Source organism: Rhizobium sp. RU35A, assembly GCF_900156005.1.
In the GTDB taxonomy this organism is placed as follows: domain Bacteria; phylum Pseudomonadota; class Alphaproteobacteria; order Rhizobiales; family Rhizobiaceae; genus Neorhizobium; species Neorhizobium straminoryzae.
In genome coordinates this window covers 1-25,022 of sequence record NZ_FTMR01000010.1, presented here as the reverse complement: position 1 = coordinate 25,022, position 25,022 = coordinate 1, and the positions used below count along the sequence as shown (strand labels likewise).

The following is a 25,022-nucleotide window of genomic DNA, read 5'->3' as shown; positions in this document are numbered from 1 at the left end:
CCGGTTCCTCATGTCATCAGAACGCGCTGTGCCGGCGGGCAAAATCACGGAGATTTTGCCGTTCGCGACGAAGGTCTGCGATGGTGGAGCTCACGGATGCGACGAACATGGTGCTGATGGAACCGGCAAGCACAATCATCGTAACGTACATCGGAACTCCTTTCATCGATGCCGACCTCAGTAGTAGGGCTGCTCCACCACGTGGCCGGTCATCTGGGTAAACTGTGCGCTGGTGGGGTTGGACTTCCCCTGGTAGAGCGTCACGGTAGCAGTCATCATGACTGCGATCACGGCCGTCCATACCACGTTGATCATGGTAATCGTGTCGGGCATGACCGTTTTTCTCTTGGCGAACATTTCCAACTTCCTTCTTCGCTGACCAGAACGCGGATCGCGTCGCTGGGTTCCCTGTTATCGTGACTACGACTTACAGAAACGCCTCTGAAGCCTCCCTGAAAGCGCCGTTCATCTGGCGTTCAGGATTCGGTAAGGTTTTGGGCGCGGCTGCGGATCGAGGAACAGGATCTCGACCACGAGCGAGAGGGCGGCGGCTGTCAGCATCATGATGACAAGCATTGTTTTTCCCCTCTCGGCTTGGGGCGGTACCCCTGTTTCGATGGGTCGATAACAACATGCGGGGGCTGAAACGGCCTTGAACGGGTCATTCATCCGCCGTTCACCCTGGCTCACCGCTTGCACGCGGCGGGCGTCCGTGACACAAGGCGTGCAGACCGTCAGGCGAGGTGCAATGAGGACAGCCTTCTATCCGGGATCCTTCGATCCGATGACGAACGGCCATCTGGATGTGCTCATCCAGGCGCTGAACGTGGCCGACCGGCTGACGGTGGCGATCGGCGTTCATCCGGGCAAGGTGCCGATGTTTTCCTTCGAGGAACGCGCAGACCTGATCCGTCTGTCACTGGAGGCCGTGCTGCCGGAACGGGCGGCCATGCTGGATGTGGTGGCCTTCGACGGGCTGGTGGTGCAGGCGGCGCGCGAACATGGCGCGACGCTTTTGATCCGCGGCCTGCGCGACGGCACCGATCTCGATTACGAAATGCAGATGGCGGGCATGAACGCGCAGATGGCGCCGGACATCCAGACCGTTTTCCTGCCCTCCGGCACGGCGTCGCGGCCCATTACGGCCACATTGGTTCGCCAGATCGCCGCCATGGGCGGTGACGTCAGGGCCTTCGTGCCGTCTCCCGTTCTCGACGCCCTGAACCGGAAGCTGAAGCGCTGAGCGCATTTTGAAACACGGAGTTCCCGCATGAAACTTGTCACCTTTGCCCTGGCCGGCGCACTCGCCGCTGCATCCTTCGCCTCGAGCGCGCTTGCCGCTGCCAGCGAATTCCTGACCATCCAGCTGAAGGACGGCCCGGTGGTCATCCAGCTGATGCCGGATGTGGCGCCGAAGCATGTTGCCCAGGTCAAGAAGCTTGCAGCCGATGGCAAGTATGACAATGTTGCCTTCCACCGCGTGATCGATGGCTTCATGGCCCAGACCGGCGACGTTCAGTATGGCAACATGGCCAAGGGTTTTGACGCGCGCCGTGTCGGCACCGGCGGTTCGGACCTGCCCAACATCCCGGCCGAATTCTCGAAAGTGCCCTTCGAACGCGGCACCGTCGGCATGGCCCGCAGCCAGGATCCGAATTCCGCCAATTCGCAGTTCTTCATCATGTTCGATCAGGGCTCGTTCCTGAACGGCCAGTACACCGTCATCGGCAAGGTCGTGTCCGGCATGGAAAATGTCGACAAGATCAAGCGCGGCCAGGGCGGCAATGGCGAAGTTTCCAATCCCGACCGGATGATCAAGGTCAGCGTCGGGAAATAACGGGCGGCACGCCCCAACATCTCAAGGAGAGACACATGGCCGAGATCAAGGATCCGGAAAACACCATCATCATGGAAACCACGAAGGGCAAGGTCGTGATCGCCCTGATGCCGGATCTCGCACCCGGCCATGTGGCCCGCATCAAGGAACTGACCCGCGAAGGCGCCTATGACGGCGTGGTCTTCCACCGCGTCATCGCCGATTTCATGGCGCAGACCGGCGACGTGAAGTTCGGCAAGAAGGGCGGCGAAAGCTTCAACCCGGGCCGTGCCGGCATGGGCGGTTCCGACAAGCCGGACCTGAAGGCCGAATTCTCCGCCGTTCCGCACGTGCGCGGCACCTGCTCCATGGCCCGCTCGCAGAGCCCGAACTCGGCCAATTCGCAGTTCTTCATCTGCTTCACCGACGCTCCCTGGCTGAACAAGCAGTACACCGTCTGGGGCCAGGTCACCGAGGGCATGGACGTGATCGATCAGGTCAAGAAGGGCGAGCCTGTTTCCGATCCGGACTCGATCGTGTCGATGAAGGTCGCGGCCGACATCGCAGCCTGATCCGTCTCCATGATCATCATCGGGCGCTCCGGTTCTGCCGGGGCGCTTTTCTTTTGCCGCATCTCGCTTTATCAGCAGCGCAAGGCCCGTGACGGCCAGATGACACCCGCCAGGAGCACCCGGATCCCCCCATGCGCGTAGACCTGTTCGATTTCGACCTGCCGGAGGACAACATTGCGCTGAGGCCCGCAAGCCCGCGTGACAGTGCCCGGCTGCTCGTCGTCCAGCCGGACGGAGCGACCGTGCTGCAGGATCACGTGGTGCGCGACCTGCCGTCCTTCCTGCGGCCCGGCGATGCGCTGGTCTTCAACGATACAAAAGTCATCCCCGCCCAACTGGAAGGCATCCGCTCGCGCGAGGGCGCACCGGATCTGCATGTTTCGGCAACGCTGCACATGCGCGTGGCGCCCGATGCGTGGAAAGCGTTTGCCAAGCCCGGCAAACGGCTGAAGATCGGCGACCGCATCCGTTTCGGCTATTCCGGCAAAACCTGCGCGCTCGGTACACTCGATGCCGTTCTGGAGGAAAAGGGCGAGGGCGGCGAGGTGCTGCTGCGCTTCGATCTCTCCGGCCCCGCGCTTGACGAGGCGATCATGGCCGTCGGACACATTCCGCTGCCGCCTTACATTGCTGCAAAGCGTCCGGAAGACGAGCAGGACAGCCGCGACTACCAGACGATCTATGCCCGCGAGGAGGGCGCCGTGGCAGCGCCGACCGCCGGCCTGCATTTCACGCCGGACCTGTTTGGGGCGCTCGATGCTGCCGGTATCGAACGTCACTTCGTGACGCTGCATGTCGGGGCCGGCACATTCCTGCCGGTCAAGGCGGATGACACCACCGAACACAAGATGCATTCCGAGATCGGCCATGTCTCCGCCGCCACCGCCGAGGCACTGAATGCGGTGAAGGCGCGGGGAGGGCGGATCGTCTCGGTCGGCACCACCTCGCTGCGGCTGCTCGAAAGTGCTGCGGAGGCCGATGGCACCCTGAAAGCCTGGTCCGGCGCGACCGACATCTTCATCACGCCCGGCTATCGCTTCCGCGCCGTCGATGTGCTGATGACCAATTTCCACCTGCCGCGTTCGACGCTCTTCATGCTCGTGTCCGCCTTTGCCGGGCTCGATACTATGCGCACAGCCTATACCCACGCGATTTCCACGGGCTATCGCTTCTATTCCTACGGCGATTCCAGCCTGCTTTTCCGGAAGACCACCTGATGACCACCGAAAACTTCCAGTTCACCCTGAAGGCCACCGACGGAAAGGCACGCCTCGGCGAAATCTCCATGCCGCGCGGCGCGATCCGCACGCCGGCCTTCATGCCCGTCGGCACGGTCGGCACGGTCAAGGCCATGTATCTCGATCAGGTGCGGGAAGGCGGGGCCGACATCATCCTCGGCAATACCTATCACCTGATGCTGCGCCCGGGTCCTGAACGCGTCGCCCGGCTTGGCGGCCTGCACGAACTGATCCGCTGGCCGGAGCCGATCCTCACCGATTCCGGCGGCTTCCAGGTGATGTCGCTGTCCGGCCTGCGCAAGCTCGATGAGAAGGGCGTCACCTTCAAGAGCCATGTGGATGGCAGCACGCACCACATGTCGCCGGAGCGCTCCATCGAGATCCAGGGCCTGCTCGACAGCGATATCCAGATGCAGCTTGACGAATGCGTGGCGCTGCCGGCGGAGCCCAAGGAGATCGAGCGGGCGATGGAACTTTCGCTGCGCTGGGCCGAACGCTGCCGGGTCGCTTTCGGCAACCAGCCGGGCAAGGCGATGTTCGGCATCGTGCAGGGCGGCGACCAGCCGGCGCTGCGCATCCGTTCGGCCGAAGGACTGAAGCAGCTCGACCTCAAGGGCTATGCGGTCGGCGGTCTTGCCGTCGGCGAGCCGCAGGCGGTGATGCTCGATATGCTGAACATCACGCTGCCGGTGCTGCCGACGGAAAAGCCGCGCTACCTGATGGGTGTCGGCACGCCGGACGACATTCTGAAATCCGTCGCCTGCGGCATCGACATGTTCGACTGCGTGATGCCGACCCGTTCCGGCCGCCATGGTCTGGCCTTCACCCGCAAGGGCAAGGTCAACATCCGCAATGCAAAGCATGCCGAAGACATGCGGCCGCTGGACGAACAGTCGAGCTGCCCGGCAACGCGCGATTACTCCCGCGCCTACCTGCACCATCTGGTGCGCTCCAACGAGGCGCTGGGCGGCATGCTGCTCTCCTGGAACAACCTCTCCTACTATCAGGAGCTGATGCAGGGCATCCGAAAGGCCATCGCCGAGGGCCGTTACGCGGATTTCATGGCCGAGACGCAGGACGCCTGGGCGCGCGGCGACGACTGAACGAACGCCTCAGATGCCGGTGCTGCTGGTTCTTTGCAGCACCCGCACGCCGTTGACCTTGTAACTGCCGTCATCCTGCAGGCGCATTTCGTAGATCGCGCTCCAGTCTTTCGCGCCGCGGCCGGTGACGATCACCTCCTGCAGCACCATCTCGCCGCCCGCCACCGCCTTGGCACGGCCGAAGGCATAATGACCGGGCTCGGACAGCGGCGTGTAGGACCGCCGCACCATGTCGAAAAAGCCTGCTTCACTCGGAAACAGGCTGCGGATGGCGGGCGAGGCGAAACTGTAGGCCTCACGCGCATTGCCGGCCATCAGGGCCGTGATCTGCCGGGAAATCACCGTCTGGGCATCGGCAACCGGATCCTCGGCGCCGGCAGGATGGGCAAGCATGAGCCCGAGCAGCAGAACAGCATGAAAAGGTCGAAACGCCATGCGCACAGTCCTCCTCGTGATCGCGTGAGAGAACGCGATGTCGCCGCGCGGGGAAGGGAGGCTGCCCTTTCCGGGCGTCGCCTTCACCCTACGCGACTGTCGCGATGCAGTCACTACGCCCACGATAGTGCAACCGATCACCGGCCCGCCTCCGTTCCGCCCTTGTTCTTGCCATGGACGAATGCGACAGAAGATCGCCTCTCCCGCCCCGGACATTCCCCATGATGATTCTCGCGCCGCCCGCGCTTCTCTTCTTTTGCAACGCGCTGCTGTTCGTGTCGCTGTTCACCCGCCTGCCGGAGATTCAGGAAACGCTTGGCGTCGACAAGGCCGTGCTCGGGCTGGCGCTGCTCGGCGCCCCGGTCGGCACCTTCATGGCGCTGCCGCTTGCCGGGCGGGTGACGGAACGGCTGACGCCACGCGTTGCCGCGCCGCTGATGCTGGCGGTGGCCGGTCTCATCACCCCGGCGCTCACCGTGGCACCCGTCTGGGGCTTCTTCCTGCTGTTCCTGCTGTTCGGCTTCTTCCGCACCATTCACGACGTCGCCGCCAACATGATTTCCACCGGCATCGAGAAGCGCACGGGCCAGAAGGTGCTGTCGCGCAGCCATGGCTTCTGGTCGATCGGTCTGCTGGTCGGCTCGCTGATCTCGGGCGTACTGGCGGGACGCGAGGTCTCGCCGCTGCTGCACCAGTGCGGCGCAGCCATCGTGGTGGTGCTCTGCTGTCTCGTCGTCCTTAACATTGCACCCGTTGAACCTCCGCAGGCACGGGTCCCCCTGGCCGGCGGCCGTCGTCCGGTCTTCGTGTTGCCGGACCGCATCATCATCCTGATCTGCATCATGGTGTTCGGCATCGGCATCAGCGAAGGCGCCGTCTATGACTGGGGCATTTTCTACCTGCGGGAGATCCTGCATGCCGATGCGACGACGGCCGGCGTGCTTTATGCCGGCTTCACCGTCGGCATGGGCGCCACGCGAATGGTGGGTGACAGGCTGCGCGAACGCTTCCGGCCGCTGCTGCTGGTGCGCGGTTCGGCCACCTGCGTCGCCATCGGCCTTGCGATCCTGCTCTCGACCAGCGGCCTGCCGCTCGCAGCCCTCGGCCTCTTCCTGATGGGCTGCGGGGTAGCGCTCGGCTTTCCGCTGGCGGTTGCCACCACGATCGAGCTGGGGCGCGGTCCGGCGGCGGACAATCTGGCGGCTCTGTCGCTGACGCTTTTGCTCTCCAGCATCGGCGTGCCGCCGCTCCTCGGCTTTGTGGCCGAACATGTGGGGCTGACGGCAAGCTTTGCCTTGCTCTTGCCCTTCCTGTGCCTCAGCTTCATCATGGCTCCGGTCGCGCAGGGGCGGGTGCCGCGGTCGCTGCAGCGATTCGTGCCGGTGGCAAAGCCTGGGGAAAAGGACGCGCCGGCCCCTGTTTCGCCACAGGATGCGGTAAGGGGTTGAACCCTTCCGGCGAGTGAGACGACGAGAGGTAACCTTGGACAGCCAGACGCCCGGTGGAACCGTGACAGACCCCTACAAGATGCTTGGCGTGCCGCGCGATGCCGATGGGCAGGCGATCAAATCCGCCTATCGCCACCGTGCCAAGACTGCGCATCCGGATTCCGGCGGCGACGTGGAGACCTTTTCCAAACTGAAGGCTTCTTACGAACTGTTGCTCGATCCCGTTCGCCGCAAGATCTACGACGATACAGGCTTCGATCCGCAGCTGACGGATGCCAAGGATCTGGAAGGCCTGATGATGCTCGATGCTCTCGTCAACGACATCATCCTGGACGAGCGGCAGCCCGGCAGTTTCGATCCCGTGGCCGCCATGCGCCGCAAGCTGACCGACCGCATCGTCAACACGCGCTTTCACATTCTGGAGCTGGAGCGGCACCGGGGCCGCATTCGCAACCACATGGACCGCATCGGCCGCCGGCCGGAAAGCGACGTGCTGGGCCGCATGCTGTCTGCCCGCTGCGACGCGATTGCCGATGCGATGAGCAAGGCGGAGGCCGAGATCAAGGTGATCGAACAGGCCTATTCCATGCTGGAAGGCTATTCCTACGAACTGGATGCGGAACTGCCGAAGGCGGCAGAGTAAGGACTGCGCCCCTCAGGGCTGTCGTTACAGGAGGCTGGAACCGGGCCGGACGGGTGGGAAGCTCGCCTGCCAATTCGTTGGCCATGGGCAGAAAGCGGAAAAATGCCCATGTTCTTCATCGCCGTCGCGTCCGCTTGACACAGCCCGGTTTCCGCGTTCCGAACCGCCAAGGCAGCCTCCCGTTCCCGCGACGCGCGGAACGCCGTCACTGATAGAACAGCATATCGTCGCTGTCGGCGGATTTCTGCGCCAGCCGCAGGACATAATCTTCCGCAGCATCCGCCAGCGTCAGCGCGATTTCCGCCTGGTCCAGTCCTTTTGCGCGAAGGGCGGCGATCATGTCCAGCATGGCCGCCTCCACCTGAAAGCGGCGGCAGATATCGAGTTCGGCCTCTTCGGCCGGGGCGTGTCTTTGGCCCATGGACGTAAGCTCCTTGTCCCTGACGAGACGATGACACAGGTGGATTAGCTTACAAGCGCATCATTTCCAAAAGGTTAACCGAACGCGGTCCTGTCTCATCACGAAACACATCTGCACGCATGACCTGCAATTTTCTAGCCTGTTCCGCAAAATGACGCAGGTTCAGTTGCGGCTGGCATCCTCGATGCGCCAGCCGAAAGCCCAGGCCTCACACTTCGCCTGCCATTCCGCCAGCGGCGCACCGTGACGGGCAGGGCGCTTGTCCAGCAGCGGATTGTCTCCAGGACGCAGCCCCAGAACGCGGGCACTCATGCCCCGCTGCTGCCAGTCGAGTACGAGATCCATTTCATTCAGCATGCGCGATCCTCATGATCCAACCGTCGTCCACAGACGCGTTTTTCCGACACATAATCAGATGATTGATCAAGCTTGCGCGAAACTGATCTTTGATCGTTTTTTTGGGTTGCATGACAAGGGCGCGGGAACCCATGCGGCCATACGCTGTTTCGCCATCGCCGACGGCCTGCTGACAGAGCTGGGGCAAAGGCAAGCGGAGGATCCGGAAGGGGGGCGACTCCTCTCTCCGGCTGGTCGCATGCTTCCACCGCGACAAGGGAGGAACTGACGCCTTCGGACAGGCCTTTGAGGCATGCAGTGGTCGAGCCGGAGGAGAGGATCAACGCAGCCGAATACCGCACGGGTCGAGAAGCCGACCAGCATGGCGCATGCGGGCACAACAATCCGGCCGTCGGCTTAGGCAGGCGTGCCGCAGGTCCGTGTCGGAACCTGTGTGCTGTCCGTCAGCGCCGACGAAACGCCTGCCGGAGGGAGTATCGGGTCTGCTTAGTCAGTCGGCACCACCACGTAGTCTGCGTTGACCAGTGGCTCGTTGATCCCGCATGACACAAGATCCGTGCGATAAACAAGGCCAGCAACAAGGCGCGTGTGGAAGCGAAACAGCGTGAAGGGGAACGGAATGACGGAAATCAGCCCCCCATAGTCGGAAAACCGCGCGATCGTGGAGTCCGACACTTCAAACCAGATGAGAGGACGGCTTGCCTGAAGCGATTGCCGCAAACCCGACAGGACCTGCGGCTCGAAACCCTGTACGTCAATCTTGACCGCATCCACGCGCGCGGCGAGTCCCTGCTCACGCAGGATCTCGTCACCTATTCGGACCGGCAGACAGACCTCCCGGGCGCCATCCACCTTGAAGGATGGATCGAAGGTACCAGTCCCCTGGTTCGCGTGCGTCGGCTGATAGAAGAGCAATATGTCGTCACGGTCAGACAGGCCGATATTGAAGGTCGTGATGTTTCCGTCAGCCCCGGTTTCAACGTTGCGCACCAGACGCTCATAGACCGCCGGATTAGGCTCGAAGGCGAAGACACGGTCAAAATGCTCGCCAAAAGTCAGCGAATGCATGCCGACATTGGCTCCGACATCCAGAACCAGACCCGCGCGTCCCCGACTTTCCGCGAGCTGACAGAACAGCCTCTTCTCCTCACCCTCATAGTCACGAAAGAGAAGTACGTTCCATTCGACGTAAGAACCTGGATCAAGATCGACAGTCCCGCGAGATCGACGAACCCTGATGTTTTGATGAGGATTACGATCAGGACTGTTGAGAATAAGACAAAACCGCATCCAGCCTCGAAGTTGTCGAAGGGGAGCGAATTTCGGAAGAATGCTGAGAGCGACATGCATGGCCAGGCTCCGGCATCTGAAAGTATTTCTAAGACGATACTTACAATCAACCGAAACGTGCATCAATGAGAAAATGTGGCCAAGCGGATCGCCCTTGTGATCCGTGTCCAGCCAGACCGGCAATCAGCGAGCAAGCCCCTGAAATTTCATTGCCCGAACGTCGAGCTTCTGGCACTGATGCGCCGAAGACATGAGGGAATGCAATGGCAATCAGGACGTTCAGCGGGCAGGCGGCATGGCAGACGGCAGCCAGAGCAGAAGTGGCTCGGTGGCAGGAACATATCGATCGCTTTTCGCAGGAACTGGTGGAGGTCGTCCATACGCCGAAATTTCGTCTGGGGCAGGATGAGCGCGTCTTCTGCATCGGCTCCTGTTTTGCCCGCAGCATCGAGGAACACCTGATCTACCAGAACATCTCCGTCCTCAGCCGGAAGATCATCTGCCCGCAGGAAGAGTGGTCGAGCAGGCCCACGGGCATCGTCAACAAGTTTACCACCCAGTCCATGCGCAACGAGGTGGAATGGGTGCTGGAGCAGCCTCAGATCACCCCTGCGCTCTTCGAGGAGCGGGCCGACGGCTGGCGCGATCTTCAACTTTGTCCGGGGACACGTCCTGTACCGCTCGAGCGGGCGATGGAGAGACGCGCGTATATCATATCCGATTATTTTGCACGGCTGCAGCAGGCCACTACCGTGATCATCACGCTTGGCCTGAATGAAGTGTGGTATGATACTGAAAGCAGGCGATATATGAATGCCGCCCCCGGATTTCATTCCACACGGACAGCCCCTGAGCGCTATGAGCTTCGGATTATGGACGTTGCGACAACCCTTGAGGATCTCGATCGCATCCGCACGCTGCTGATGCAGCTGAATCCAGACATGCGGATCATCGTCACGGTATCGCCGGTTCCCCTGCACGAAACCTTCTCAGGACGCGACGTCATGACGGCCAACATGTTGTCCAAATCCACACTCAGAGTTGCAGCAGATCTGTTTGCCCAGGATCACGATAACGTCGATTACTTTCCCGTCTATGACATGGTGGCGATGTCACCACGCAGCAGCGTCTTTTCGTCCGACCACCTTCATGTGGCGCACGAAGCCGTGGAGCGTATCATGGCGATATTCCTGCGCCTGTACATGGGTATCGAGGCACAGCCCTCACCCTTTCGCGAGCGCTATTATCTGCTGGCCAATCCCGATGTTGAAGCCGCGGTGCGCCGCGGTGAGTTGGGCTCCGGCTATGAGCACTGGATGATTTTCGGTCAGGCGGAAGACAGGCCCCTGCATCCCTAGGCAACAGACTTCAGAAGCACTCGAGAACTGGCGGAAGAGGTGTCCTCTAAACTTCCCCTTTCAGGAATTTTCAGACGCTTAAATAAGAACATATTTTTCAACGCATTACAGTAATCTTGAATATTTGCGATGGCTCGCGACATTGCGTGATCGTCAATCCTAAAGTAGGACCGGAAGTGTGACCGGCGAAAGTAGGACTGGCGGAAATGGCAAGGGCGAAACACAAACTCACCGCGAAACTTGCAGCGAAGTTGGCGAAGGTCGACGGGCGCTACAGCGATGGTGATGGCTTGTATTTGCGGGTGGCTGGTGCTTCTGCAAAGTGGACACTTTTGACCACCCTGCAGGGCAGGCGGAGGGAATTCGGACTTGGCGCTTACCCAGACGTGGACCTCACCACCGCTCGCGCCAACGCGGAGGAAAAGAAGAAGCAGATCGCGGCCGGTGATGTTGCCGCCAAAGTTCGCACCAAGCCGCAGACGTTTGGCGAATTCGCGCTTTCGTATGTAAACGGCCAAGCCGATGGATGGCGGAACGGTAAGCACGAAGCGCAATGGCGCATGACCCTGAGCGTTCAGCAGGACGATGAAGGGCGGTGGCTTGATTCCGGCTACTGCATTTCCATTCGTGACTTGCCACTCCCCGCTATCGGTCAGGAAGAGGTCTTGTCGATCCTTCGCCCTATCTGGCTGGAAAAGGCCGAGACGGCAGCCAGGACGCGCGCACGGCTCGAAACCGTGCTTGGCGCCGCCATTGCAGCGAAGCTCCGCCCCGGGCCAAATCCTGCCGTTCTTCGTGGATCTCTTGAATACTTCTTGCCGAAGCGCACGAAGCTTCAGCGAGGCCACCACGCCGCGGCTGAAATCGATCGGGTGCCGTCGATCTATGCCCGCCTCCGAGACAGCGCCTCATCTTCACCGCTCGCGTTGAGTTTCCTCATCCTGACCGCCGCGCGTACGGGCGAAGTCATCGGTGCGACATGGCAAGAGATCGATTTTCAGCGCGCTACGTGGACGATACCGCCCGAGCGCATGAAGGCGGGCCGGGAGCATGTCGTGCCGCTCTCCGCCGCTGCAATCGCTATTCTCAGGGAAATGAAGCCAAGGGAGGAAGGATTTGTCTTCCCCAGTCCGAAAGGAAAGGCGCTTTCGGTCATGGCTTTGACCATGGCGCTTCGGCGGATCACAGGGGAGGGCGATCCACATGTGACGGTGCATGGTTTCCGCTCATCCTTCCGAGACTGGGCTGGTGACCGCACATCGTTCCAGCGCGACGACATCGAGCAATGCCTAGCTCACGTCGTTCGTGACCAGACAGAAAGGGCCTACCGGCGAGGCACCGCACTCGATAAGCGACGGATTATAATGGAGCAGTGGGCCAACTTTGTCACAAACACTATTGACAGTTCGGAAACCATAGTGTAAGTACGAATCATCACCGGCCAATTGCGGCCATCCGGAAAGACGGGGTGATGCCTTGCCGACGCAGGGAATCCGTCTTTCTCTGGGTGGCGCGTCGGATCCATCCTCAACAATAGGATGGACTATGACCGAATTCCTCACCGCAAAACAGATTCAGACAGAGCGCCAGATCTCTGAGCCCTCGTTCTATCGCCTCATTCGCCTCGGCGTTCTGCCTCAGGGTGAACGTGTCGGCCTGCGCGGCCGCCGCTGGCGTCGCGACGTGATTGAACGTGCTTTCGCTGCTCTCAATTCGAGGGACGCAGCATGACGCAAACCCCAACGCTTTCCACCGTTTCCAACCGGCAGCACAAAGCCGACATTCTCGCCGCCGTTCTTGGGTATGTCGCGGCCCGCACTTCCGAGGTGCCTTACTGTTTTCTCCAATACGAAATTGCCGATCAGTTCGGCGTAGGTGAGGACGTAATCACGCTCGAGGTGATGCACGCGCTTTCAGCGCTAGGTTGGGCTGGCGCGGTAGAGATCAATACTAAACTGCATGGCGTTTACTACTTTGGTGCAGACACCACCATCCGCGCGTCTGGCGCCATCTGTGGCTATACAAACTTCGACCGGCGGCCAGGACCAGATGACGAGGAGGAAGCAGCTTGAAGGACGCGGCAAAGAATCTTGGTGATCTCGAAGCTATCGTGCGCGACACGCTTGAAGGCAATCGCCCGATGGACACCGAGAAAATGGGGGAGGCGCTGGGGGCCATAGTATTGGCAGAGGCGCTGATGGAGGCAGCCCTTTACATCCCGAGTGATAAACGAGCGGCACTTGCGTCAGTGCTCGCGACCAAGCTCGAAGCAGTCTTGTCGAAGCTCGAAACCCCAAAAGCCAACTAAGAGGCGAAAATAGGCCGGCTGGACCCTGTCCGATCCGCCGGCCAATAATCTGGAAATCATGGATGAAGATAACTCGAAAGCTCGCTCGCGACAAGGCGGACGAGTTTGCCTACTCGAACGAGGACATCACCGGTTGGCTTGTCGGATTGGCTGTTTCGAAGCTTCCGGCGAGTGCGCTCAGTGTTGGCGTTCTACTAGTCGCCAAGTTTCTGAACCGCAAAAGCGGGCGCTGCTATCCTTCCATCCCGAAGATTATGGCAACGCTCGGAAGGCCAGAGTCGACTGTGAAGGATGGCATTCGGGCTCTCGTCGGCGCGGGCCTATTATCGGTAGAGTCACGCGGGGCAGGGAAGTCTAACGAATACAAGCTTGAGATCGATCGCGCGTTTGTTATGGCGATGGAGACAGGGGGGCGAAATCTCGACGGGTCGGGGGGGCGGAATTTCGACGGGTGGGGGGTCGGAATTTCGACCCCAGAACCTGAGAATGTAACCTGCGAAGTTGAACCTAGTGGTATCGTGCCGTGTGGCCCGCCGTCGCAGTCGCTTCGCTCCGCTGGGTTCGATTCTTCCTTTCAGTCAGAATCTCACGCGACGGCTAATATAGTAGGAGCACGATCCCGATGAAAAAGGACGATGATCTTCCATTGTTGAAATTCGACTTCACACCTCAGCCTTGTGAGGTGATCGTCTTCCCCCTGGGAAAGCGAGTAGGGAAAGCGCGGCATATCGCCGGAAAGCTGATTGAGATGGAGAGGGCGGGGAAGGAAAAGGTCCGCACGAACTATTGGAATGAGCGCGTGAAAGATATCGCGTCGGAACTCTACCGTCGGGGATTGAGCGAGGCGGAAATCGATGTCGAGATCGCGGCTTTCAGGGAGACGGTGATTGCCGAGATGAAGAAATCAGCCGCCATCGCCAACCAGTCGCCACGGCCGGCAGAATGGGACGACGGGCCGCGAAGAGCATAATCTCAGACGTCATGGGAATTTCCCACAACGATCAGGAACGAAGGAGGAAGGGAATGGAAGTGCAGGATATGGTGAAGGAAGTTGAGGATAGCCTTCGCGACATGATTGATGCCGGGCTCGTGACGAGGGTCACCTTCTACGGTCAACAAACTGGCACACAGTCCGGAGAATGGAAGGTGGTGCCCTGGTTGAATCAGAAAAAAGCCCGAAGCACTTAAGACGATGGTGGAGATCCAGAAAAGAACGAAGGGTATCGGGTTCAAGGTCGATCCGGCCATTGAAGAGAACTGATGCCTTCATGCGTGGCCGAGGCGCCCTGCCAGATTAAACCTCGCAAACAAAAAGAAACCCCGCCACGCTTGTTATCGCTTTGGCGGGGTCTGCCTCCTCGGAGGTCTTGAGGCTGAACGACTCTCATCGCCAGCGATCACGTCTAATATGGTGGTCTGAACTTTAAGGTCAAGTTAAATTCCAAGGCCAGCGCGCACGCCGCAAAGGATCCTTTGAAAAGTCTCCTCGTCCATGCGCGGTTTGATATATTTCCGCCTACCTTGGTTATCCCGCCCCTCCCGGAAAAGGTCCAATCTATCGAAGCATACTGTCGCAACCATATCGCACTTCGCCCACATAGTCGCCGAGTCAAATGGCGGCGGTAGCGGGCTTGGCAGACTGAACTCTACCACATACTCCACTTTATCCGCTGGTGGCGACGTCGACAGAGGTATGACTGTGCAGAGACCGTCTCTGTGAGGCAGCCTAGGGGAAATAACAATTGCTGGTCGTCGTTTGACCATTTCGGGTGGGCGGAAGCCACCTTTCGAATAGTCACACAATAATATTGTTCTCGGAGCGACGGGGTAAAGAATCGGCATCGTTGGATTCTATACGAGTTACCACACTCTATGCGGTTAGCTTTGGAATAATCCCCAACTTGCCGCGATGAGTTGAGCGGCAGCCAATCTCATTAAGCTCATGTTTGCGTCGAGCAAAAGCATCGTGTGGTTTACGCAATCGGCCCAAAATGGTCGGAAATCTGACCAAATCCCGCCATTTGAAATTTTCTTAACCAACAAAATTCAAGAAAATGAGCGGTCGAAAGCATCAACAAAATATGGCGTAAGCAACGAATTGCGGGTGTTGTTTCGATTTATTCAATATTGGGACGTGTTGACAGAATAGCGAAAACCGAGTCAGAAAAATAGCCGAATCATACTGGTGGAATAGCCACCGAATCAAAACCGCCCGGGAAACTGAGGCGGATTTTTCTTTGTCTGCACTGAAATTCTGGGGGCTATCATGGCGGCAAAAGTCGGTTCGTTGTATGCCGAACTCACAGTCGATTCCGGTCGCTTCAGCAAGGCCCTCATTGACGCTGGCGTCAAAGTGCGGGGCTTCGAGTCGAAGACAAACCAATCTTTCCGGAGGATCGACAGCACCGTGTCGACCAGCTTGGGCGGCATGGCGACCGCGCTTGCCGGGGCCTTTAGCGTCCAGCAGATCGGCAAGTTCATCGACAGCGCGACAAAGATTCAAAATGCGCTGAAGGTGGCAGGCCTTGAAGGTTCCGAACTAAAGACCGTGTATGACGGTTTGTATTCGTCGGCACAGAAAAATGGCGCGCCCCTAGAAAGCTTGGCAGTACTTTACGGAAAAGCTGCACAAGCGCAAAAAGAGCTAGGGGCAAGCACATCTGATCTTATCGCATTCACCGATCGTGTAGCGCTCTCACTTCGCACGAGCGGCACGGACGCCACCGCAGCCGCTGGCGGATTGCTGCAACTCGGTCAGTTGCTTGGGTCGGGGCGGGTGCAGGCGGAGGAATACAACAGCGTTCTGGAGTCGATGCCGACCCTGATCAAAGCCGTTGCCGCCGGCATGAAGGAAGCGGGCGGATCTGTCAGCAAACTTAAGAGCTTGATCATCGACGGCAAAGTTTCGTCGGAGGCGTTTTTCCGGGCATTCGAGGCCGGCGCTCCTATTCTGGAAGGCATGGCCGCTTCTTCGACGCTGACGCTGTCCCAGCGGTTCACACAGCTTCAGAACGTGATTACCGATGCAGTCGGCAAAGTTAACGAGGCGACCGGCGCCAGCGACAAGCTGGGCAACGAACTTCAGGAACTGGGAAAGTTCGTCACCGCAATGGGCAATGCGTTCGTCGCGGTGGCGGAAAGCGATCTCGGTAAGTTTGTTGGCAAGCTTTACGAAGCGCTGGAGGTCGCGCGCCAAGTCAAAGACTTCATGGGTGGGTTCGTCGGCACCTTCAAAGTAATGAACGAGACGATGTTTGATGCCGTCAATGGCAAGGCGCTCGGTACGACGACGGTCAATCGCGTTCAGGACGACGCCCTTCGACAGAGGTTCGATGCAGCATTTTCGACCGCAGCGCCCAAGATGGGGAGAGTTCAGCAGCAGCCGTCCGCAGCGTCAGCGACAGTGAATCCCGTCAGCTTGGCGGACTTCAAAGCACCGGTCTCGAAATCTGGTGGCGGCGGCTCCAAACTGAACGATTACGAGCGGCAAGCCCGATCAATCAAAGAAGCGACAGACGCTCTTTTGCTGGAGAATCAAGCGCTTCAGTCTGTCAGCGGCGCCACGGGCGGTCTCGAAACCGCTCAGGCCAGGGCACGCGCTGAGGCTGATTTGCTGGTCGCTGCGCAGCGGGCGGGCTTGCAGATCACCCCGGAACTTCGGGAATCGATCGGGCAACTCGCGAGTGGGTATGCAGAAGCGGAAGCCGCCAGCCGACGGCTTCAGGAATCGCAAGAACAAGCCGCGCAGGCTGTCGAGGACTTCAAAAGTTCCGCCGCAGACGTGACGAGCGGCTTCATCTCCGATTTGCGATCCGGCAAATCCGCAGCCGATGCGCTCAGCAACGCGCTCAACAAGATCCTGGACCAACTGATTGAAATGTCGATCAAATCGGAATTTGGTGTTGGGCAGACGGGGTCAACGGGCATCCTTGGCGGCCTCTTCAAAGCTCTCGGGCTTTTCGACCGCGGGGGTTACACAGGCCCCGGCGGCAAGAATGAGCCCGCCGGCATCGTCCATCGCGGCGAATTCGTGTTGACGAAAAAAGCGACAGAACGGGCGGGGGTCGGAAACCTCACCGCGCTGATGAGCGCTCTGGAGACGGGCCGATTGCCCGGTTATGCAGATGGCGGCTTGGTCGGATATTCCGCTCCATCGCTGCCAAACCCGGCTTCCAAGATGCAATCCTCTATCCCGGATTATGCTCAAGGCCTGTCGTCTCGTGATGTCACTGTCCATCTGGACTTCGACAAGCGTAACGGCAACCTAAAGGCTTACATCAGCAATCAGGTCGGCGCTTCAGAGGCCCGCACTAATGCCACGATCGCGAAGAACCAGCGCGGCGAGGCAAGGCGCGTTGCCGCCTACAATGAAGACCTGAAGCAGCGAAAGAGGAGACCTCTGTGAACATTCTTTGCGCATTAGAAATTCATCAATCACTCGCCGACATGGCTCCCGGCCGCACGGTCGCGGATTGGGCCATCCGCAAGACTGAGATGGCGGATCTTCTCACCCGCCGCGTTCCCATCGCTGAAATCGCGGGTGCCTCGATTGGCTACAGCTTCCAGAACATCGAGCGCCTGCGCGCCACGGTTGGCAGCAACTGGCTTGCGATCGTCGCAGAAGGCCTTGACCTCCGAGACCCCGACATCATCCGACCGTTGGTCGAGATCGGGGCGCATGGCGCTGATGCTGACATGATCCTGCAGGCCGTACCAGTCGAAAAGCTTTGCGATTACATCTTCTTAGCCCTGATATGGCGCATGAAGTGACGAATTGACGGGGCGTTCTGCCAGGTTCTTCCCGTCTCCCCGGCCCGCGCATGGTCGGGGACGCCAAAGCGCAACTCCTCGCGCTCCCGATGGGGCGGGAAGGCCCCAATGGCGTCAATAATTGGGGCACCCCTCTCAATAAAATTCCCGTCGAGCGCAATCGGCATCGCGCTCCGGGATGGCCCCGGCCTCCGGCAGTCTTCACCGTTGAGGCCGGGGCACTTCCAAGGAAAAATCCATGAGACTTTTTCGACGCTCGAACCCCGAGCCGGCGCCGGAGACGCGCGCGCTGACGTGGGAAGACTTCCCCATCGGCTTGCTTGCTCCTCCTACTTCTTCCGTTGTGAACATTTCGCCGCAAGTCGCGCTCCAGAGCCCGACCACGCTTGCGGCCGTTCGCGCGATCTCAGAAACGGTCGGAATGTTGCCGATCGCCATCCGTCGCGACACCGGGGAGGGATGGCAGCGGGACAGGTCGCATCCTGCATCGCGGGTTTTGAACCAGTTCGCGAATCCCTGGACTGCCGCGACGGATCTCCGGACGGCCTTGACACTTGACGCGCTATTGCACGGCCACGGCTTTGCACGGGTGATCAGGGTCAACGGCGAGGTCCGCGAATTGCAAAGATTGCTGCCGTCTGCCGTCGCCGTCGAATACGCCGATATCTATTCGGATGAGCCCACATATGTCGTGAGTACGGCAAACGGTCAGATTCGCTTGTCGTGGCAGGATGTTCTTCACATCGCAACGCCAGGCAGCGCGCGCGACCGGAAGATGGCTCTTATCCACCTCGCGCGCGAGGCCATCGCCCTTGATATCGTCATGGCGCAACATCAGGCGAAGACGTTCAAATCGGGTGGCCTTCCGCGCGTGATCCTGTCCCCCGCGAGCGATGATGCCGGCGGGAAGCAGGGGCCTGAAATCATCAAGAAATCTTTGAAATTTCTCAGGGAACAGCTTTCCGATAACAGCAGCGATCCCATTATCCTGCCGTCCGCCTTCAAGGAGTCGATCACCTCCTTCGGCTTGGCCGATATGCAGTTCCTCGAATTGCGGCGGCTGGTAATCGAGGACATTGCCCGCGCTTTGCGAGTTCCCGCCACCGTTGTCGGCGACCTGAGCAAGGGCACTTTCAACAATACGGAACAGATGGGCCGGCAGTTTTTGCAGCTATGCTTGCTGCCATGGCTCGAAGTTTGGGAAGGCGCCATCACGCGCGCCCTGATCCGGCCCGAGGAACGGGACACCGTCGAGGCGGAATTCATCGTTCGCGACCTCCTCCGCGGCGATTTCCAAGGCCAGGCAACCGCGTATCGTCAGGCCACGGGTGGCTCGTACATGACAGCCAACGAGGCTCGCGACCTGGAAGGAATGCCTCCGCACCCCGACGGCGACAAGCTCATCATGCAGGCGGGCCAGACCGGCGCCGGATCTTCCCCCGAGGGAACGCAAAATGCATCACCATGATTTCGAATGCCGATTTGCATCCGACGATGCCGGGGCAATCGAAGCTGTCGCGGTGCGGTTCAACACCGTGGACAGCTACCGCACCACCTTCGATCCTGAAGCCTTCGGGCAGATCGAGGGCCGAATCCCGATGCTCTGGAGCCATGACCCGTCGCAAGTCATCGGATCATGGACCAGCTTTCGGGCAACAAAGACCGAGCTTCGCGCGGTTGGCTCCCTCAATCTCGCCATCGCTCGCGCCGTCGAAGTGCGGGCGATGCTGACAGCCGGCGACATCTCCGGCGTCTCGATCGGCTTCGAGACTGTTTCGGATTCGATGCGCCCCGGTGGCGTTCGCCACATCACCAAGGCTCGCCTTCGCGAGCTTAGCCTCGTTGCTTTCGCGTCCGTTCCGGGTGCGCGGGTGACATCAGCGCGATCCGACAGCGCCGCCGCGTCGGAAATGATCATTGCGCTCAATTCAGCGGCGAAACACCTCAGAGGTTAATCTATGAACATGAATATCAAACTCGAAACCCGGTCGGAACAGACCGGGAACGAAGACCCGACTCTCGAAGTCCGAAATGCCGTCGCCGAACTGCGTTCCGCAGCCGATGCCCACGCCGCCCGCCTTGCCGAACAGGTCACGGCGCTGCAGACCCGCCTGGATGCGGTTGAAGTTCGCTCGCAGCGCATCCCCCAGCAGCAGGAACAGACAGCCGTTGCCGAAACGCGAGCACTGGCTTCCTTCATCCGCACCGGCAATGATGCGGAAATTCGTGCAGCAGCCACAGACAATAACGTTGATGGCGGTTGGTTCGTCCTTCCCACGGTCGATACCTCCATTCGCGAACTGATGACCGATCTGTCGCCGATGCGCGGCCTCGCCGAAGTCGTGACGATCTCGACTGCCAGCTATGAGCGCTTTTACAGCTTCGGCAAGCGTGGCGCGACCTGGACCACGGAACGCAGTGAGCGCCCGCAGGACACCGCAAGGCCGGAACTGAAAAAGGCGACTTACGGTGTCGCGGAAATGTATGCAGCGCCGGCAGCTACCCGGACCATGCTTGATGACGCCGCTATCGATATTTCGGCATGGCTCATCAACAACGCTACCCATGATTTCGCCGAAACCGAAGGCGAAGCATTCATGACCGGCGACGGCGTCGACAATTCACCTCGGGGATTGCTGACCTACCCGACCGCTCCCGAGAAGGATTTCGACCGCGCTTGGGGCTCGTTCCAGTACATCCCAACGACTACGACGGGCGATATGACGATTGCGCAATGGACCCTTGCGCTCGTCAAGCTGATCAACGCACTGCGGCGCCCCTACAAATCCAATGCCGTTTTCATGATGAACCAGAACACGGCCACCGTTATTCGCACGCTCGTGGACGCGAACGGTCGTTACCTTTGGGCACCGACAGGCAACCTCATCGAAGGCGTCGATCATCCACTGCTCGGCTATCGCGTCGAGATTGACGAATCCATGCCTGATCTTGGCGTCGCAGGTGTAACGCCCGTTGCCTTCGGCGACTTCCGCCAAGGCTACGTGATCGTCGATCGCCAAGGCATCCGCGTCGAACGCGATTCTGTGACCCAGAAAGGCAAGGTGCTTTTCGACACCTACAAGCGAGTGGGCGGCGGTGCAGGAGACTTCAACGCCATCAAATTCTTGAAGAATTCCGCATCGTAAGGAGGATGAGATGAAGGACATTTTCAGCGATATCGGACTCGCCATCGCGATCCCGTCGGCCACCTATGCGGCTGACAACACACCGGCCGCCATCGACCTTCGCGGCTTCAACTCCGCCGTGATCGCCCTTTCAATCGGTGTCGGCGGCATCACCTTTTCAGCATCCAACAAGATCGAGTTCGTGCTGACCCATTCGAACGATGGCGTCACCTACGAAGCGGTAACCACGGATGATGTACAAGGTGTCACAATCGCCAGCGGCGGCATCATCAAAGCCCTGACCGCAGCACACGCGGCCGCAAGCCTGACGAAAATCGGCTACGTCGGTGCGAAGCGCTATTTGAAGCTTCTTGCGGATTTCAGCGGCACGCACGGCACCGGTACACCGATTTCCTCCCTCGTGATCAAGGGCCATCCCTCGCTAGCTCCGGTTGCGTAATGGTCGATAAGGTCAAGATCCGGCGTTCGGTAGATACACCATCCGAACGCGACGACGAGGTAACGGCCGCCGAGCTTTGTCGCGGTCTAGGGACCGATACCGTCTATCACCCTGAAACAAGCCTCACCCTGACTGCGAAGCATCAAGGCAGGATGATCATCCTGACTAGCGCGTGTATCGTTACCGTTCCCTCTGATCTCCCCGCGGGGTTCTCTTGCGGATGGGCGCAAGGCGGAACAGGTGCGGTATCTTTCCAAGCCGGTAACGGTGTTAATCTCCGATCCCTGGATGGCCGACTCCAATCAGCCGGCCAATATGCGCTTGGTGGTTTGGGACGCGTGGCCGACGGCGATGTGTGGCTCTACGGTGCGCTCCAATGAGCCAATCCCCAAGCCGCTTGTGCGGCTGTGGCCTCAAGGTGGCACATGGGCAGAAGTGCCCATGTGCCGTTGCCCGCGCAGCCAAGGCCAAGGCCCGCCATGATGCGGCACGGCCATCATCGAAGGATCGAGGCTACGACGCCGCATGGCGAGCATGTCGCAAGCAGTTCCTTGCCGCCTATCCCATATGCTCAACACCCGGATGCGGCGAAGCCGCGACGGATGCGGATCACGTCAAGAGCGTGGTCGAACGTCCAGACCTTCGGCTTAGCTGGAGCAACTTGAGACCGCTTTGTCATAGTTGCCATAGCCGGCGCACCGCCCGCGATCAGGGTTTTGCTCGCCCTCGCAAAGCCACCTGACATCCTCACACAGCGCGATTGTCTCGCGAGGCTACCTAACCATCAGAACAAAGACGGAACGCGCTCCTGACAAGCCAGAAGGCCGGGGGAGGGGGTTCCAAAGGTTTTGGGCTGGCTTTGGGACCGACACGGGGTCCGATCTGCGCATTTTAATCGTAAAAATCGAAAAGTTGACCGCCATGACGATGACAAGCCTCATCTGCACCGTCGAGCCGTCCATTGCGGCGGTCGATGATGCTACAATTTATGCCCACCTCTCTTCGATTATTGAGGACGGCGAGACCGCACCGGACGACGCTGAACTGATCGCCGCCTATCTGGCTGCTGCTACATCACGGCTGCACGGGCCGAATGGGTTGCTTGGCCGCGCGCTTCTCGAAAGCACCTGGTAAGCCAAGTTTGATCGCTGGCCGACGGAATTTCGTATTCCGTTACCACGTTGTTTCGAGATCGTTGGCGTCGAGTACATCCCGTATTCCGAAAATGCTCCCGTCGAATTACCGCCTTCCCAATATATCGCCTATGGTCTCGGCACCGATGCCGCCCGCATCCGCCCCGCATCGGGGGTGACATGGCCGGCGATCGCGGATCATCCCGAGGCCATCACCGTGACCTTCCGCTCGGGATGGACGCAACAGACGCTGCCCGCGACGATCAAGCATGCAATCCTCGAAATGGTCGCGACCGCATACGCGCACCGCGAGAACGTTGCCTACAGCAGCGCTTCCTTCGGGGTTCTCCCGTATTCCGCCAGCCAGGCGCTGCGCGATTGGGTCATCTGGAGCGCTTGACCATGGCAAAATCACGAATGACCGGGGCCGATGGCATCGTCAAGGCTTTCCGACAGGTGACTCTCAACCTGAAAACGCCCATTCAGCAGGCCTCTCGCAAGGCGCTGAAGCCGATCCTCCAAGAGGCGAAAGCCAATCTGACGGAAGGTCATGGCGTCGAGACCGGGCATCTGAAGAAGCTTCTGACGATCAAGCCGGACCCGAAGAACAAGGCCGCCATGCACGTCGGCCCAAACTCTGACGACCCGCATTATCGCGTTGCGCACCTTGTCGAATTCGGAACTCAACCGCACGACATTGATGGCGCAATGCATCCCGGCGCTGAGGCGAAGCCGTTCCTGACGCCCGCATTCGAAGCCAAGGCCGATGAAGCGTTGAAAATCTTCGGGCAGGAAATCGGGCCGGCGATCGAGAAGGCTGCGGAGCGCGCTGCAGCGAAGGCCACGAAAAAATGACGACCTCAATCCAGCTTGCTCGCGCGCTTCTTTCGCAGGCCGCCGCAGTCACCTCCGTTGTGTCCGACAGGATCTATATCGGGCAGATCCCGCAAGGGGCGTCGGCGCCTTGCCTGGTGCTTCGCTCTGTCTGGTCGGAACCTGAATATCAGGTAGCCGGCGTCTCCCCAGCCCGAAACAGCCGTGTCCGCGTCGAATGCATCGGGAAATCCGCTTCGGCCGTTGATCTTCTCGCGGAATTTGTCGGCGCCGCCTTGCGCGATGTTGCCCACCAGTCTGTCAGCGCAGACGGCGATCCTCTGAGTGACAGCGTCACGATTTGGCAACTCGGCACCCATGAGAGCGATGTTGGCGACGACCGCACTTATCATCGTGTCACGCTTGAGTTTCGAATGAGGTGGTTGCAATGAGGGCTGGCGATCTCAATAGGACTATCACCATCCTGCGCAAGGTGCAGATCGGCGCGCCGAACGATTACGGCGAGTATGAAACGATCTGGCAGATCGTCCACCGTCTCCGGGCGAATGTGAAATGGGGGGCTGTGGCTGAACGCCTGGACGGCACGGCAAATCAGCGCTTCGCCGCCGGCACAGTCGCCTTCAAGGTGCGTTGGTTCGCGGATCTTCATCCCACGGACGTAATCGGCTTCGACGGCAAGTTCTACAACATCGTTGGTTCAACCGAGATCGGCCGCCGCGTCGGACTCGAGATCACCGCGACGTGGCGACAGGGGGAATTGCAGTGAAGGGACAGCGACCGCACCTTTCCGCTTTGCAGGGGTCTCTCCTCAAAGCACCCCCGATGCCCGCGACATTGCCCGCGGAAGCGGCCGATGACTGGCAGACAGTTGCGGCGGATCTCGTCGGCCGTGGTCTCCTGCCATCGTCCTGCATCCCAGTCCTTGAGACCTACGTCGGCGCCCTGCATGTCGCGCGTAAATGCCGGGAAGCGCTCGCGGAACATGGCGTCCTGGTCACCGCTAGGGGCGGTCAGCTTAAGCCCAACCCTGCCGCCGCGATGCTCGCCAAGGCTAACGAGACTATTGCGCGCCTCGCCGCTGATCTGGGCATAAGCCCGACCGGGCGCTCCCGATCCGGAATTAGGGAGCAAGTCTCTCAGCATGACAAAGAAATCGACCCGTTCGCGGAGTTCGACATCTGACCATTCGGCCGTCATGAAGGGCCTTGAATGGCTCTATGACGGCTCCGAAATTCCCGACCCTCATGGACGCGCAGAACGCGCTATTCGCTTCCTCCGTCTCCTTAAACACTCGAAAAGCCGCCTGCCGGCGCAACAGCTTCAAATCGATCCATGGCAGGAACGGATCATTCGCCGAATTTACGGCCCATCCGACGAGTTCGGCAACCGTCTCATCAGGCAGGTTTACCTGCAAGTCGGCAAGGGCAGCCGCAAGACAAGCCTGTCAGCCATCCTCGCCGCCCTCCATCTCGTCGGGCCGGAGCGGGTTAATCGCGGGCAATCCTTCGTGGTCGCACACGCCATGGAGAACGCCAAGGAAGCTTACAACGAGCTTGAGGACATCTGCACCACGACGCCGCAGCTAGAGCACGTCCATTGAACTCGGAATCGGATTAAGGATTCCGTTACGGTGCAATTTCTGATTCCATGATCCGACTGGTGATTTGGTCGGAGGCAATATGACCCGCGCTTTCAGCGATGATCTTCGCAG

30 protein-coding genes are annotated in these 25,022 nt (G+C 59.8%); 26 read left to right on the top strand and 4 right to left on the bottom strand.

Annotated features, from left to right (window positions below; all coding sequences use genetic code 11):
• The first annotated feature begins 748 nt into the window (after window positions 1-748).
• The 5 genes from coaD (at window position 749) to tgt (ending at window position 4,729) form a co-directional block, all read left to right on the top strand.
• On the top strand, window positions 749-1,243 hold the full coding sequence (gene coaD / locus F3H95_RS20100) for a pantetheine-phosphate adenylyltransferase (protein WP_142880892.1): 495 nt from the start codon (window positions 749-751) through the stop codon (window positions 1,241-1,243).
• A 27-nt stretch (window positions 1,244-1,270) separates the two neighbouring features.
• A complete protein-coding gene (locus F3H95_RS20095) occupies window positions 1,271-1,837 on the top strand; it encodes a peptidylprolyl isomerase (RefSeq protein WP_142880893.1) in 567 nt (188 codons plus the stop codon).
• Window positions 1,838-1,872: 35 nt separating this feature from the next.
• Window positions 1,873-2,388 (top strand): peptidylprolyl isomerase, encoded by a 516-nt coding sequence (locus tag F3H95_RS20090; RefSeq protein WP_142880894.1) that lies wholly within the window; start codon window positions 1,873-1,875, stop codon window positions 2,386-2,388.
• 131 nt (window positions 2,389-2,519) lie between these two features.
• Window positions 2,520-3,605, top strand: a complete 1,086-nt coding sequence (gene queA, locus F3H95_RS20085; RefSeq protein ID WP_149747316.1) for a tRNA preQ1(34) S-adenosylmethionine ribosyltransferase-isomerase QueA — start codon at window positions 2,520-2,522, stop codon at window positions 3,603-3,605.
• Window positions 3,605-4,729, top strand: a complete 1,125-nt coding sequence (gene tgt, locus F3H95_RS20080) for a tRNA guanosine(34) transglycosylase Tgt (protein WP_149747315.1) — start codon at window positions 3,605-3,607, stop codon at window positions 4,727-4,729. Before queA ends, tgt begins: the two co-directional genes overlap by 1 nt.
• A gap of 9 nt (window positions 4,730-4,738) precedes the next feature.
• Here the strand turns inward: tgt and F3H95_RS20075 are convergent, their stop codons facing one another.
• A complete protein-coding gene (locus F3H95_RS20075) occupies window positions 4,739-5,164 on the bottom strand; it encodes a DUF4864 domain-containing protein (RefSeq protein ID WP_142880897.1) in 426 nt (141 codons plus the stop codon).
• A 221-nt stretch (window positions 5,165-5,385) separates the two neighbouring features.
• Here F3H95_RS20075 and F3H95_RS20070 point away from each other — a divergent pair, with 221 nt between their 5' ends.
• Window positions 5,386-6,612 carry an MFS transporter gene (locus F3H95_RS20070; protein ID WP_188134443.1) on the top strand — a complete coding sequence of 409 codons (1,227 nt, stop codon included), beginning with the start codon at window positions 5,386-5,388 and terminating at the stop codon, window positions 6,610-6,612.
• A 79-nt stretch (window positions 6,613-6,691) separates the two neighbouring features.
• Window positions 6,692-7,255 carry a J domain-containing protein gene (locus F3H95_RS20065; RefSeq protein WP_149747428.1) on the top strand — a complete coding sequence of 188 codons (564 nt, stop codon included), beginning with the start codon at window positions 6,692-6,694 and terminating at the stop codon, window positions 7,253-7,255.
• A gap of 205 nt (window positions 7,256-7,460) precedes the next feature.
• On the opposite strand, the gene F3H95_RS20060 is transcribed toward F3H95_RS20065, so the two are convergent.
• The 3 genes from F3H95_RS20060 to F3H95_RS20050 form a co-directional block, all read right to left on the bottom strand.
• On the bottom strand, window positions 7,461-7,676 hold the full coding sequence (locus tag F3H95_RS20060; RefSeq protein WP_142880899.1) for a hypothetical protein: 216 nt from the start codon (window positions 7,674-7,676) through the stop codon (window positions 7,461-7,463).
• Between the two features lie 162 nt (window positions 7,677-7,838).
• Entirely contained in the window at window positions 7,839-8,033 is a 195-nt protein-coding gene (locus F3H95_RS20055) for a CrpP-related protein (protein WP_149747313.1), read from the bottom strand.
• Between the two features lie 486 nt (window positions 8,034-8,519).
• Complete coding sequence (locus F3H95_RS20050; RefSeq protein WP_188134442.1) at window positions 8,520-9,383, bottom strand: FkbM family methyltransferase; 864 nt, start codon at window positions 9,381-9,383, stop codon at window positions 8,520-8,522.
• Between the two features lie 203 nt (window positions 9,384-9,586).
• Here F3H95_RS20050 and F3H95_RS20045 point away from each other — a divergent pair, with 203 nt between their 5' ends.
• The 19 genes from F3H95_RS20045 to F3H95_RS19950 all read left to right on the top strand — a co-directional run bounded on the left by F3H95_RS20045 (window position 9,587) and on the right by F3H95_RS19950 (window position 24,911).
• Entirely contained in the window at window positions 9,587-10,681 is a 1,095-nt protein-coding gene (locus F3H95_RS20045; protein ID WP_149747311.1) for a GSCFA domain-containing protein, read from the top strand.
• A gap of 206 nt (window positions 10,682-10,887) precedes the next feature.
• Entirely contained in the window at window positions 10,888-12,105 is a 1,218-nt protein-coding gene (locus F3H95_RS20040) for a site-specific integrase (RefSeq protein WP_149747310.1), read from the top strand.
• A gap of 121 nt (window positions 12,106-12,226) precedes the next feature.
• On the top strand, window positions 12,227-12,412 hold the full coding sequence (locus F3H95_RS20035) for a hypothetical protein (RefSeq protein WP_149747309.1): 186 nt from the start codon (window positions 12,227-12,229) through the stop codon (window positions 12,410-12,412).
• Window positions 12,409-12,753 carry a hypothetical protein gene (locus F3H95_RS20030; RefSeq protein WP_149747308.1) on the top strand — a complete coding sequence of 115 codons (345 nt, stop codon included), beginning with the start codon at window positions 12,409-12,411 and terminating at the stop codon, window positions 12,751-12,753. The genes F3H95_RS20035 and F3H95_RS20030 overlap by 4 nt, the downstream gene beginning before the upstream one ends.
• Window positions 12,750-12,989 (top strand): hypothetical protein, encoded by a 240-nt coding sequence (locus F3H95_RS20025; protein WP_149747307.1) that lies wholly within the window; start codon window positions 12,750-12,752, stop codon window positions 12,987-12,989. The genes F3H95_RS20030 and F3H95_RS20025 overlap by 4 nt, the downstream gene beginning before the upstream one ends.
• Window positions 12,990-13,611: 622 nt before the next feature.
• On the top strand, window positions 13,612-13,959 hold the full coding sequence (locus F3H95_RS20020) for a DUF6074 family protein (RefSeq protein ID WP_149747306.1): 348 nt from the start codon (window positions 13,612-13,614) through the stop codon (window positions 13,957-13,959).
• A 53-nt stretch (window positions 13,960-14,012) separates the two neighbouring features.
• On the top strand, window positions 14,013-14,177 hold the full coding sequence (locus F3H95_RS27215; RefSeq protein WP_188134441.1) for a hypothetical protein: 165 nt from the start codon (window positions 14,013-14,015) through the stop codon (window positions 14,175-14,177).
• A 1,078-nt stretch (window positions 14,178-15,255) separates the two neighbouring features.
• Window positions 15,256-17,394 (top strand): tape measure protein, encoded by a 2,139-nt coding sequence (locus F3H95_RS20010; protein ID WP_149747304.1) that lies wholly within the window; start codon window positions 15,256-15,258, stop codon window positions 17,392-17,394.
• Entirely contained in the window at window positions 17,391-17,759 is a 369-nt protein-coding gene (locus F3H95_RS20005) for a hypothetical protein (RefSeq protein ID WP_149747303.1), read from the top strand. The genes F3H95_RS20010 and F3H95_RS20005 overlap by 4 nt, the downstream gene beginning before the upstream one ends.
• A 238-nt stretch (window positions 17,760-17,997) precedes the next feature.
• On the top strand, window positions 17,998-19,227 hold the full coding sequence (locus F3H95_RS20000; RefSeq protein WP_149747302.1) for a phage portal protein: 1,230 nt from the start codon (window positions 17,998-18,000) through the stop codon (window positions 19,225-19,227).
• Window positions 19,214-19,714, top strand: a complete 501-nt coding sequence (locus F3H95_RS19995; RefSeq protein WP_149747301.1) for an HK97 family phage prohead protease — start codon at window positions 19,214-19,216, stop codon at window positions 19,712-19,714. Before F3H95_RS20000 ends, F3H95_RS19995 begins: the two co-directional genes overlap by 14 nt.
• A gap of 3 nt (window positions 19,715-19,717) precedes the next feature.
• A complete protein-coding gene (locus tag F3H95_RS19990; RefSeq protein ID WP_149747300.1) occupies window positions 19,718-20,905 on the top strand; it encodes a phage major capsid protein in 1,188 nt (395 codons plus the stop codon).
• A gap of 10 nt (window positions 20,906-20,915) precedes the next feature.
• Window positions 20,916-21,344: a hypothetical protein gene (locus F3H95_RS19985; RefSeq protein WP_149747299.1), complete on the top strand. Its 429-nt coding sequence runs from the start codon at window positions 20,916-20,918 to the stop codon at window positions 21,342-21,344.
• Window positions 21,345-22,265: 921 nt separating this feature from the next.
• Window positions 22,266-22,478 (top strand): hypothetical protein, encoded by a 213-nt coding sequence (locus F3H95_RS19975; RefSeq protein WP_149747297.1) that lies wholly within the window; start codon window positions 22,266-22,268, stop codon window positions 22,476-22,478.
• Window positions 22,479-22,694: 216 nt separating this feature from the next.
• Entirely contained in the window at window positions 22,695-22,877 is a 183-nt protein-coding gene (locus F3H95_RS27210; RefSeq protein ID WP_188134440.1) for a phage gp6-like head-tail connector protein, read from the top strand.
• Window positions 22,856-23,332, top strand: a complete 477-nt coding sequence (locus F3H95_RS19970; RefSeq protein WP_188134439.1) for an HK97-gp10 family putative phage morphogenesis protein — start codon at window positions 22,856-22,858, stop codon at window positions 23,330-23,332. Before F3H95_RS27210 ends, F3H95_RS19970 begins: the two co-directional genes overlap by 22 nt.
• Window positions 23,329-23,742 (top strand): DUF3168 domain-containing protein, encoded by a 414-nt coding sequence (locus F3H95_RS19965; RefSeq protein WP_149747295.1) that lies wholly within the window; start codon window positions 23,329-23,331, stop codon window positions 23,740-23,742. The genes F3H95_RS19970 and F3H95_RS19965 overlap by 4 nt, the downstream gene beginning before the upstream one ends.
• On the top strand, window positions 23,739-24,077 hold the full coding sequence (locus F3H95_RS19960; protein ID WP_149747294.1) for a head-tail adaptor protein: 339 nt from the start codon (window positions 23,739-23,741) through the stop codon (window positions 24,075-24,077). Before F3H95_RS19965 ends, F3H95_RS19960 begins: the two co-directional genes overlap by 4 nt.
• A gap of 375 nt (window positions 24,078-24,452) precedes the next feature.
• Window positions 24,453-24,911 (top strand): hypothetical protein, encoded by a 459-nt coding sequence (locus tag F3H95_RS19950; protein WP_149747292.1) that lies wholly within the window; start codon window positions 24,453-24,455, stop codon window positions 24,909-24,911.
• Window positions 24,912-25,022: the final 111 nt, after the last annotated feature.

Excerpts from the sequence above, each read along its gene's own strand:
- coaD (WP_142880892.1), top strand. The coding sequence starts at position 749 with ATGAGGACAGCCTTCTATCCGGGATCCTTCGATCCGATGACGAACGGC.
- F3H95_RS20095 (WP_142880893.1), top strand. The coding sequence starts at position 1,271 with ATGAAACTTGTCACCTTTGCCCTGGCCGGCGCACTCGCCGCTGCATCC.
- F3H95_RS20090 (WP_142880894.1), top strand. The coding sequence starts at position 1,873 with ATGGCCGAGATCAAGGATCCGGAAAACACCATCATCATGGAAACCACG.
- queA (WP_149747316.1), top strand. The coding sequence starts at position 2,520 with ATGCGCGTAGACCTGTTCGATTTCGACCTGCCGGAGGACAACATTGCG.
- tgt (WP_149747315.1), top strand. The coding sequence starts at position 3,605 with ATGACCACCGAAAACTTCCAGTTCACCCTGAAGGCCACCGACGGAAAG.
- F3H95_RS20075 (WP_142880897.1), bottom strand. The coding sequence starts at position 5,164 with ATGGCGTTTCGACCTTTTCATGCTGTTCTGCTGCTCGGGCTCATGCTT.
- F3H95_RS20070 (WP_188134443.1), top strand. The coding sequence starts at position 5,386 with ATGATGATTCTCGCGCCGCCCGCGCTTCTCTTCTTTTGCAACGCGCTG.
- F3H95_RS20065 (WP_149747428.1), top strand. The coding sequence starts at position 6,692 with ATGCTTGGCGTGCCGCGCGATGCCGATGGGCAGGCGATCAAATCCGCC.
- F3H95_RS20060 (WP_142880899.1), bottom strand. The coding sequence starts at position 7,676 with ATGGGCCAAAGACACGCCCCGGCCGAAGAGGCCGAACTCGATATCTGC.
- F3H95_RS20055 (WP_149747313.1), bottom strand. The coding sequence starts at position 8,033 with ATGCTGAATGAAATGGATCTCGTACTCGACTGGCAGCAGCGGGGCATG.
- F3H95_RS20050 (WP_188134442.1), bottom strand. The coding sequence starts at position 9,383 with ATGCATGTCGCTCTCAGCATTCTTCCGAAATTCGCTCCCCTTCGACAA.
- F3H95_RS20045 (WP_149747311.1), top strand. The coding sequence starts at position 9,587 with ATGGCAATCAGGACGTTCAGCGGGCAGGCGGCATGGCAGACGGCAGCC.
- F3H95_RS20040 (WP_149747310.1), top strand. The coding sequence starts at position 10,888 with ATGGCAAGGGCGAAACACAAACTCACCGCGAAACTTGCAGCGAAGTTG.
- F3H95_RS20035 (WP_149747309.1), top strand. The coding sequence starts at position 12,227 with ATGACCGAATTCCTCACCGCAAAACAGATTCAGACAGAGCGCCAGATC.
- F3H95_RS20030 (WP_149747308.1), top strand. The coding sequence starts at position 12,409 with ATGACGCAAACCCCAACGCTTTCCACCGTTTCCAACCGGCAGCACAAA.
- F3H95_RS20020 (WP_149747306.1), top strand. The coding sequence starts at position 13,612 with ATGAAAAAGGACGATGATCTTCCATTGTTGAAATTCGACTTCACACCT.
- F3H95_RS27215 (WP_188134441.1), top strand. The coding sequence starts at position 14,013 with ATGGAAGTGCAGGATATGGTGAAGGAAGTTGAGGATAGCCTTCGCGAC.
- F3H95_RS20010 (WP_149747304.1), top strand. The coding sequence starts at position 15,256 with ATGGCGGCAAAAGTCGGTTCGTTGTATGCCGAACTCACAGTCGATTCC.
- F3H95_RS20000 (WP_149747302.1), top strand. The coding sequence starts at position 17,998 with ATGAGACTTTTTCGACGCTCGAACCCCGAGCCGGCGCCGGAGACGCGC.
- F3H95_RS19995 (WP_149747301.1), top strand. The coding sequence starts at position 19,214 with ATGCATCACCATGATTTCGAATGCCGATTTGCATCCGACGATGCCGGG.
- F3H95_RS19990 (WP_149747300.1), top strand. The coding sequence starts at position 19,718 with ATGAACATGAATATCAAACTCGAAACCCGGTCGGAACAGACCGGGAAC.
- F3H95_RS19985 (WP_149747299.1), top strand. The coding sequence starts at position 20,916 with ATGAAGGACATTTTCAGCGATATCGGACTCGCCATCGCGATCCCGTCG.
- F3H95_RS19975 (WP_149747297.1), top strand. The coding sequence starts at position 22,266 with ATGACGATGACAAGCCTCATCTGCACCGTCGAGCCGTCCATTGCGGCG.
- F3H95_RS19965 (WP_149747295.1), top strand. The coding sequence starts at position 23,329 with ATGACGACCTCAATCCAGCTTGCTCGCGCGCTTCTTTCGCAGGCCGCC.
- F3H95_RS19960 (WP_149747294.1), top strand. The coding sequence starts at position 23,739 with ATGAGGGCTGGCGATCTCAATAGGACTATCACCATCCTGCGCAAGGTG.
- F3H95_RS19950 (WP_149747292.1), top strand. The coding sequence starts at position 24,453 with ATGACAAAGAAATCGACCCGTTCGCGGAGTTCGACATCTGACCATTCG.